Below are 8,523 nucleotides of genomic sequence, written 5' to 3'. Positions count from 1 at the left end.
CAAATACACCACGCAGGACATCGAATTTGAAATCGAAAGTTATCTGCGCTACCAGGGCGACAAATTCAGCGAGTACTTCGATGCCAATACCTATCTGCTGATCACGCGCGCGCTCGACTACTTCGATCCGGCCCGTAGCTACGGCGGCAGCCTGACCCAGGCGCTGGCCCACGTGAAGGCCAAATTCCTGCTCGTGAGCTTCACCACCGACTGGCGCTTCTCCCCCGCGCGCAGCCGCGAGATCGTCAAGGCGCTGCTCGACAACCAGCGCGACGTGAGCTACGCCGAAATCGACGCRCCGCACGGCCATGATGCGTTTTTGCTGGAGGACGACCGCTATCTCGGTGTGGTGCGTTCCTATTTCCAGAGCAAGGTGGCTGTATGAACCCGACGACTGTCGACCTCAATGTGCAGCCTTCGGCCGACCTGCTGTCCATCGCCCGCCTGGTGCCGCCCGGCTCCCGCGTGCTCGACCTGGGCTGCGGCACCGGCGAAATGCTGGATTACCTGATCCGCGAGCGCGGATGTTCGGGCTACGGCGTCGAGATCAACGACGCCAACGTTCAGGCCTGCGTGGCGCGCGGCGTCAACGTGATACAGCTCAATCTTGAGGAAGGCCTGGCGCTGTTCGGCGACAGTTCATTTGACGTGGTACTGCAGATAGACACCCTGCAGCACCTGCGCAACGCCGAAACCATGCTGCGCGAAACCGCGCGCGTGGGCCGCGCCGGCGTCGTCGTGTTCCCGAACTTCGGCCACTGGCCGAATCGCCTGGCTGTTGCGCGCGGCCGCATGCCGGTGACCAAGGTGCTGCCTTACCAGTGGTACGACACGCCCAATATCCGTGTCGGCACGCTGCAGGATTTCGAAGCGCTGGCGCTGCAGAACCAGCTGGAGATCCTCGAGGCCTTCGGCCTGCAGGACGGCCGCGAAGTGCGCTTCTGGCCGAATGCCCGCGCCAGCCGCGCGGTGTTCAAGTTCAAGCGTGAGTAGCGCTGGCGCTGTCTGATCCCTGACGACGGCTTCGGCCAAAAGCAGGCATAAGCCGCAATTCCGAATGGGTCGGCCGGAATTCTGAGCTGGCACCCCCGCGCCCCCAAGTCGTGCTGGGGCATGTTGCGACGCGTTCGAAAGCTGTCAACCGCACGTTTTCAGCAGAAATCCGACGATTCCTCTTGTAACAGTCATCACTTCATGAGATGATTGCTTCATGAACGACTGGCTGGTCCTTACTGCAACACTGCCGACCACCCCGAGTGGCCTGCGGGTCCGGGTGTGGCGCGCACTCAAGGCTACAGGTGCGGGAACGCTTCGGGAGGGGGTCTATGTCCTTCCGGCCACCGCGCCCTCCGCCCTTGCCCTCCGGGAGCTCGCCAAGACGATTGCCGACGCCGGCGCTGACGCCTATTTGCTCGAATTGCGCGCGCGCGATGACGCCCAGGAACAGGCGTTTCGCGCCCTGTTCGACCGCTCCGAGCACTATGCAGAACTCGTGCAGGCCGTGAAGGATGCCCGCAAGGGCATCAAGTCGGCCAGCGAAGCGGAACTTCATAAGACACTGCGCAGCCTTGAGCAGCAATTGCAGCAGGTCCAGGCAAGCGAYTTCTTCCCGGGCAAGGAGAGCGCAGGGTGTGTCGAGGCAGTCTCGGCTCTGCGGCGTGAGATTGAACTGCACCTCTCGCCGGACGAGCCGTCGCCTACAAGGGCTGTTGTCCCCGCGCTTTCCATCAAGGACTACCAGGGCCGCACCTGGGCCACCCGCAAGCGCCCCTGGGTAGACCGCCTGGCCACAGCCTGGCTGGTCCGCCGCTTCATCGACAAGTCCCCCAACTTCATCTGGCTGGCGGATCCGAAGAAGTGCCCTAAACAGGCTCTCGGCTACGACTTCGACGGAGCGGCTTTCACGCACGTGGGTGAGCTGGTGACCTTCGAGGTGGTCGCCAGGAGTTTCGGCCTTGACGAGAAGCCCGCCCTGGCGCGGCTCGGGCAGCTTGTGCACTACATCGACGTCGGGGGCGTTCCGCTCGACGAAGCGCCGGGCATCGAAATGATCGTTCGTGGCTTGCAAGCGCAGCACGGGGACGACGACCAGTTGCTTGAAGCGGCGTTCGCTTTTTTTGACACCCTGCATGCTGCTCTGAAGGCCGCCAAATGACCACTCATATCGCCGACCAGACAGCGCCCGAATCCATCACCCGCGGGGAAGCGTTCTCCTTCTGGCTGAAGCTTGGCTTCATCAGCTTCGGCGGACCCGCAGGGCAGATTGCCATCATGCACGAGGAGCTCGTGGAGCGCCGGCGCTGGATTTCCGAGAACCGCTTCCTGCACGCCCTGAACTACTGCATGCTGCTGCCCGGCCCGGAGGCGCAGCAGCTGGCGACCTACATCGGGTGGTTGATGCACCGGACGTGGGGCGGCATTGTCGCCGGCGGGCTGTTTGTCCTGCCGTCGCTGTTCATCCTGGTTGCGCTGTCCTGGGTCTACATGGCTTTCGGCCACGTTCCGGCCATCGCGGGCCTGTTCTACGGCATCAAGCCCGCGGTCACCGCACTGGTCGTGCATGCCGCATACCGGGTCGGCTCCCGCGCCCTGAAAAACGGCTGGTTATGGGGCATCGCGGCCGCGGCGTTTATCTCCATCTTTGCATTCAACATACCGTTCCCGTTGATCGTGCTCGCGGCGGGCACCATCGGCTACTTCGGCGGGAAGTACGCACCCGACAAGTTCAAGACCGGCGGCCACGGCGCTTCCGCCAAGCAGTTCGGCCCGGCCCTCATCGATGACCACACGCCCACACCCGCCCATGCGCTCTTCACCTGGAAGCGCGTCAGGCAAGTGCTGGTCGTCTGCCTAAGTTTGTGGGTAGCCGCYATCGGCGCTCTCACGGCTGCATACGGGTGGGACGCGGTGCTCACGCAGATGGCGTGGTTCTTCACCAAGGCCGCGCTGCTGACGTTTGGCGGCGCCTATGCGGTGCTGCCCTACGTCTACCAGGGCGCGGTGGACAACTACCAATGGCTCACCGCCCCCCAGATGATTGACGGCCTGGCGCTCGGCGAGACCACGCCCGGCCCGCTGATCATGGTCGTCGCGTTTGTCGGCTTCGTCGGTGGCTGGACCAAGGCCATTTTCGGCCCTGAGGCGCTGTTCCTGGCCGGTGCCGCCGCGGCGACGGTGGTCACCTTCTTCACCTTTCTGCCGTCGTTCTTCTTCATCCTGCTCGGCGGGCCTTTCATCGAGTCCACGCACGGCAACCTGAAGTTCACGGCCCCGCTCACTGGAATCACAGCCGCCGTGGTGGGCGTGATCCTGAACCTCGCTGTGTTCTTTGCCTACCACGTGCTCTGGCCGCAAGGCCTCTCGGGCCGCTTCGAGTGGGCTTCAGCCGTCATCGGAGTAGCAGCCGCCGTGGCGCTGTTCCGCTTCAAGGTTGGTGTCATTCCCGTCGTGCTGGTCTCCGGCATCGTCGGGCTGACGCTGCGGCTCAGCAACATTATTTAAAGGTGCACCCATGGACGCTCAAATTCACGACCTCTCCTTCGATCCTGCCGGCATGAACGGCCTATCGGAGAAATTGCTGCGCAGCCACCACCAGAACAACTACAGCGGTGCCGTCAAACGGCTGAATGCCATCCGCGGCCGGTTACGGGAGATGCCTTTCGCGGCTGCGGCCGGCTTCGACCTGAATGGGCTCAAGCGGGAAGAACTGATCGCCACCAACTCGATGCTGTTGCACGAGCTGTACTTCGACTGCCTGGGTGCCACCGGCGAGCCGCTGACACCGGCGGCGATCCTCGCGCTGCAATCGAACTTCGGCAGCGTTGAACGATGGCGCGAGGAGTTCGTCGCCATGGGCAAGGCCCTGGCCGGCGGCTCCGGCTGGGTGCTGCTGGTATTCCAGCCGCGCGAGGGAACCCTTGTGAACCAGTGGGCCGCGGACCATACGCACGCGGTGGCGGGTGGCATCCCCATCCTGGCGCTCGACATGTACGAGCACGCCTACCACCTGGATTTCGGCGCGGCCGCCGGCCAGTATGTCGACGCCTTCATGGAGAACATCAACTGGACGCGCGTGTACGAGCGCTACCAGGCCGCGGTGGAGGCTTCAAGCGAGCCGTTCGCCGCCACTGCGGACGACCTTGCCGGCGCCCACGTTCTGGATGTCCGGCGGGCAGGGGTCTTCGACCAGGCGGACTCGCTCATTCCAGGTGCGCAGTGGCGAGACCCGGCCCAGGTGAACGACTGGTCGGCGCAATTGCCCAAAGACAAGCCGGTGATGGTCTATTGCGTTTACGGGCACGAAGTCGGGCGATCCACCACCATGCGCCTGCGTGCGGCAGGGGTCGATGCCAGGTTCCTGAGCGGCGGCATTGACGGCTGGAAAGCGGCAGGCCGGCCGCTCGCGGCAAAACAAACCTGAGGCGTGATTCATGGACGTGATCGACTTTCACTGCCACTTCGCCGGAACGGGCATTCCAGTCGATGCGTCCAGAGGCAACGCGAACGCGCGGCGCCTGCTGCACGCCTAAGCCTTTAAGGAGCTGATCATGCCCAGACCTTCCGTCGCATTGCTCTACCCAGGTGATCGCGCCATGCGGGATCGCGCGGATCCGGCGGAAAGCCGTTTTGCCGCTTTGTTCGAGGCGTTTGCAGGCGCTGGCGTGGCCGCCGTCCCGGCTGTGTACAACGACGCTTTTGCAGAGGAAGTGGAGGCGCAGTTGCGCGACTGCCGCCTTGTGCTGGCCTGGTGCAACCCCATCGAAGGCGGACGAAGGCGGGACGTTCTGGACGCCATGCTGCGCCGGGTTACCGACTCGGGAGTTGTGGTCAGCGCGCACCCGGAGACCATCCTGAAGCTGGGAACCAAGGACGTTTTGTTCCACACGCGCGATCTCCCGTTTGGCAGCGACGTTTGCCGAATCGAAAGCCTCAAACAGCTTGAGGCCGAATTGCCGGAACGACTCCGCCAGGGCCCACGGGTGCTCAAGCAATACCGGGGGCATAGCGGGATCGGTGTCTGGAGAGTGGAACTGGCGGGCCCCATCGGCACACCCGTGTGCCTGCGCGTGCGCCACGCCCAGCGTGGCAGCGACGAGGAGCTGATGGAGCTTCCGGCGCTCCTGGCAAGACTGGCTCCGTACTTCGAGCCGGCGAATGGCGGGCACATGATCGACCAGGCATGGCAAGCGCGGTTGGTGGAAGGCATGGTGCGAGCCTACCTGGTGGAGGATCGCGTCGAGGGCTTCGGGCACCAGTCGGTGAACGCGCTCTACCCCTCCAAGCCTGGAGAGCCGGCACCGCCATCCGGCCCGAGGCTGTACCACGCCGCCGATCTGCCGCAGTTCCAGTTCTTGAAGGAACGGCTTGAGACCGAGTGGGTTGACTTGCTTCGTGCACGCGTCGGTCTTTCGCGCGAGCAGCTTCCCTTCCTCTGGGATTGCGACTTCATGTTCGGCGAGCCTCTCGTCGGCGTCATAGAACACTACGTGCTGTGTGAGATAAACGTCAGCAGCGTCTCACCATTCCCGGACTCTGCCATCCGGCCGCTGGTTTTGGCTGTGCAACGCCGTCTGGAGCAGATTTGATCGCCTGTCGGCGGGCGTTGCTATAGCCAAGGCACCTGATCGCCGCGGTGGATACCGGGGCGCTGGGCGCGGTATGCTCAGGCCCTCGTGATGGAACCCTCAGCCGCCCACGCACCCCGGTCATCGATTCCGCTCCTGGAGCGCCTGTTCGGCGACTGGGTGCGCGAGGTCTCGCCCGCCACCGTGCGAGCCGACGCGATGGCCGGCCTGCTGGGCGCGGTGCTGGTGCTGCCGCAAGGCATCGCCTTCGCGACGCTGGCCGGCCTGCCGCCGGCCTACGGCCTTTACACCGCCGTGATTCCCTGCATCATCGCCGCGCTGTTCGGCTCCAGCCGGCACGTCATGTCGGGCCCCACCAACGCCAACTCGCTGGCCCTGTTCGCCATGCTCTCGCCGCTGGCCATGGCCTTCAGCCCGCTCTACATCCAGCTCGCGCTGGCCGTCACCGTGATGGTCGGCGTCATGCAGTGGCTGATAGGCGCGCTGCGCCTGGGCGTGCTGGCCAACTTCATTTCTCCGGCCGTGCTTTTCGGCTTTACTTCAGGTGCCGCGCTGCTGATCGCCGTGCATGCGCTGCCCGACCTGCTGGGCCTTGCGCCCGCGCCCGAACACAGCGCCGCGGCCGTGCTGGGGCATGTGCTCACGCATCTCGGCGCCGCCCAGCCGCTGGCGCTGGGCGTTGCCGCCATCACGCTGGCCGTGGCACTGTTGCTGCGCCGCCTGCGCCGCAACTGGCCTTACATGCTGATCGGCCTGGTGGTGGCCACCGCGCTGGCCTGGGTCTGGAGCCGCTGGCTGCACCCGGAGGCCACGCCGTCGGCTTCGCTGCGCACCGTGGGGCAAATCCCCGTGCCCTGGCCGCGCTTTGAAGTGCCGCGCATCAGCTGGGCGCAGGCGACCGACCTTGTCGGCCTGGCCTTCGCGCTGACCATCGTGGCGCTGGGCCAGGCGATTTCGATCGCCAAGACCGTGGCGCTGCGTTCAGGCCAGCGCATAGACGCCAACCGCGAATTCCGCGGCCAGGGGCTGTCCAACATCGTCGGCGGTTTCTTCTCGAGCTATGTCTCCTGCGGCTCCATGAACCGCTCCATGCCCAACCTGGAAGCCGGCGCGCGCACGCCGCTGGCTTCGGTGTTTTCAGCCCTGCTGCTGCTGGCGCTGGTGGCGGTCAGCGCGCCGCTGCTGGCGCAGATTCCCATGGCCGCTTTGGCGGCGCTGCTGGTACTGGTGGCCTTCGCGCTGCTCGACGCCGCGCGCTGGCGCCAGCTGTTCACCTTGAGCCGCAGCGACTTCGGTGTGGCGCTGGCCACCGTGGCGGCCACGGTCACCATACGGCTGGAAATCGCGATCCTGCTGGGCATGATTTTGTCGCTGATGTCTTTCCTCTATCGCACATCCAGGCCCGCGATGCGCAGCATGGGCTTTGACAGCCGGGGGCTGGATCGCCAGTTCGTGGTGATAGACAACTCGCCCGACGCGGGGCTGGAAGCCAAAAAAAATACGGGCCCTGACGGGCCCGAAGAAACGCCGCGCCAGGTGCTGCCGGAATGTCCACAGCTCAAGCTGCTGCGTATGGAGGGCGAGGTCTACTTTGGCGCGACCCAGCACGTGGCCGACATCCTGCACGCGCTGCGCACCCAGCCACAGCCGCAAAAACACCTGCTGGTCATGGGCAAGAGCATGAACTTCATCGACCTGGCCGGCGCCGAGCTGTGGGAGGCCGAACTCGCCGCGCGCCGCGCCATGGGCGGCGACCTGTACTTTCACCGGCCGCGTCCCGAAGTCATCCGCATGTGGCGCAAAACCGGTTTCACCAGCGTGCTCGGGGCCGAACACCAGTTCCCCGACAAGTTCACCGCGATCTCCACCATCTTTAACAAGCTCGACCCGGAAATTTGCCGGCGCTGCACCGCGCGGATATTCTGGGAATGCAAAACCGCACCCGGCCCCGACACACCCGCCGCCTGAAATCCCATGCCCCAATTCGCCGCCAACCTCAGCTGGATGTACACCGAGCTTCCCATGGAGCAGCGTTTTGCCGCGGCCGCGCGCGACGGCTTCACGGCCGTGGAAATCCTCTCGCCCTACGCCTGGGCGCCGCAGGAGCTCAAGGCCATCCTTCAGGAGCACGGCCAGCAGCTGGTGCTGTTCAACGCGCCGCCGGGCGGCGTGGATGTGGCGAGCATCGAGAAGGCCTGGAGCTCTTCACAAAAAGGCACGGCCTGCCTGCCCGGCCGTGAGGCCGAGTTCCGTGCCGGCATCGCGATTGCGCTCGACTACGCACAGGCCCTCGGCTGCCCGCGCATCCACGTGATGGCCGGCATATTGCCCGCCGGCATGGAACGCGAGGCGGTGCAGCCCACCTATGTGAACAACCTGCGCGAGGCGGCCGTGCTGGCCGCCAGGGTGGGTGTGGACCTGCTGATAGAGCCCATCAACACGCGCGACATTCCGCGCTTCTTTCTGAACCGGCAAGACCACGCGCATGAAATCATCCGCGAAGTGGGCGCGGCCAACGTCAAGGTGCAGATGGACCTTTACCACTGCCAGGTGGTGGAGGGCGACCTGGCCATGAAGCTGCGCAAATACCTGCCCACGGGCCAGGTCGGCCATTTGCAGATCGCGGGTGCGCCCGGCCGCAATGAGCCGGACGTCGGCGAAATCAACTATCCCTACCTGCTGGCGCTACTCGACGAGCTGGGCTACAGCGGCTGGGTCGGCTGCGAATACCGGCCGCTGCGCGGCGCTGAAGCCGGCGCCACGCCGGACGGGCTGGGCTGGCTGAAAAAATTTCGCGAACGCGCCTGAGCGCGTTCGGCGCATTCAGCGCGCGCGGCGAAACGTCAAATTGATACGCTGCCGGCCCAGGCGCGCATGTTCGCCTTCAGCCAGCGGCGCCACGCCATGGTAGGCCAGCCGCGATGGTCCACCCCACACG

At 65.1% G+C, this 8,523-nt stretch carries 8 protein-coding genes and 1 pseudogene; 8 read left to right on the top strand and 1 reads right to left on the bottom strand.

The genetic code is table 11. From position 1 onward, the window contains the following. From metX to otnI, 8 genes and pseudogenes are all read left to right on the top strand, one after another. A pseudogene (gene metX, locus AC1D0P_RS17690) lies at window positions 1-385 on the top strand (homoserine O-acetyltransferase); the annotation flags it as partial. Then, window positions 382-993: a methionine biosynthesis protein MetW gene (gene metW / locus AC1D0P_RS17685; RefSeq protein WP_477677944.1), complete on the top strand. Its 612-nt coding sequence runs from the start codon at window positions 382-384 to the stop codon at window positions 991-993. The pseudogene metX and the gene metW, both read left to right, overlap by 4 nt. 217 nt (window positions 994-1,210) lie before the next feature. Next, a complete protein-coding gene (locus AC1D0P_RS17680; protein ID WP_477677943.1) occupies window positions 1,211-2,155 on the top strand; it encodes a chromate resistance protein ChrB domain-containing protein in 945 nt (314 codons plus the stop codon). Continuing rightward, the gene (gene chrA / locus AC1D0P_RS17675; RefSeq protein WP_477677942.1) at window positions 2,152-3,501 is read left to right on the top strand and encodes a chromate efflux transporter; all 1,350 of its coding nucleotides are present in this window, start codon (window positions 2,152-2,154) and stop codon (window positions 3,499-3,501) included. Before AC1D0P_RS17680 ends, chrA begins: the two co-directional genes overlap by 4 nt. A 10-nt stretch (window positions 3,502-3,511) precedes the next feature. Next, a complete protein-coding gene (locus tag AC1D0P_RS17670; protein WP_477677941.1) occupies window positions 3,512-4,420 on the top strand; it encodes a Fe-Mn family superoxide dismutase in 909 nt (302 codons plus the stop codon). Between the two features lie 127 nt (window positions 4,421-4,547). Beyond that, window positions 4,548-5,585 carry a Cj0069 family protein gene (locus AC1D0P_RS17665; protein ID WP_477677940.1) on the top strand — a complete coding sequence of 346 codons (1,038 nt, stop codon included), beginning with the start codon at window positions 4,548-4,550 and terminating at the stop codon, window positions 5,583-5,585. 90 nt (window positions 5,586-5,675) lie between these two features. Then, entirely contained in the window at window positions 5,676-7,553 is a 1,878-nt protein-coding gene (locus tag AC1D0P_RS17660) for a SulP family inorganic anion transporter (protein ID WP_477677939.1), read from the top strand. 6 nt (window positions 7,554-7,559) lie between these two features. Next, window positions 7,560-8,393 (top strand): 2-oxo-tetronate isomerase, encoded by an 834-nt coding sequence (gene otnI / locus AC1D0P_RS17655; protein WP_477677938.1) that lies wholly within the window; start codon window positions 7,560-7,562, stop codon window positions 8,391-8,393. A 15-nt stretch (window positions 8,394-8,408) separates the two neighbouring features. Here otnI and AC1D0P_RS17650 read toward each other — a convergent pair. Next, a partial coding sequence (locus AC1D0P_RS17650; RefSeq protein ID WP_477677945.1) for an alpha-ketoglutarate-dependent dioxygenase AlkB occupies window positions 8,409-8,523 on the bottom strand: 115 nt, incomplete at its 5' end.

It is taken from the genome of Polaromonas sp. P1_G2 (assembly GCF_056405515.1).
This window is presented reverse-complemented; position numbering and strand designations above follow the sequence as displayed.

Coding starts and splice junctions, on each gene's coding strand:
- AC1D0P_RS17670 (WP_477677941.1), top strand. CDS start 3,512: ATGGACGCTCAAATTCACGACCTCTCCTTCGATCCTGCCGGCATGAAC.
- otnI (WP_477677938.1), top strand. CDS start 7,560: ATGCCCCAATTCGCCGCCAACCTCAGCTGGATGTACACCGAGCTTCCC.
- AC1D0P_RS17665 (WP_477677940.1), top strand. CDS start 4,548: ATGCCCAGACCTTCCGTCGCATTGCTCTACCCAGGTGATCGCGCCATG.
- AC1D0P_RS17660 (WP_477677939.1), top strand. CDS start 5,676: ATGGAACCCTCAGCCGCCCACGCACCCCGGTCATCGATTCCGCTCCTG.
- metW (WP_477677944.1), top strand. CDS start 382: ATGAACCCGACGACTGTCGACCTCAATGTGCAGCCTTCGGCCGACCTG.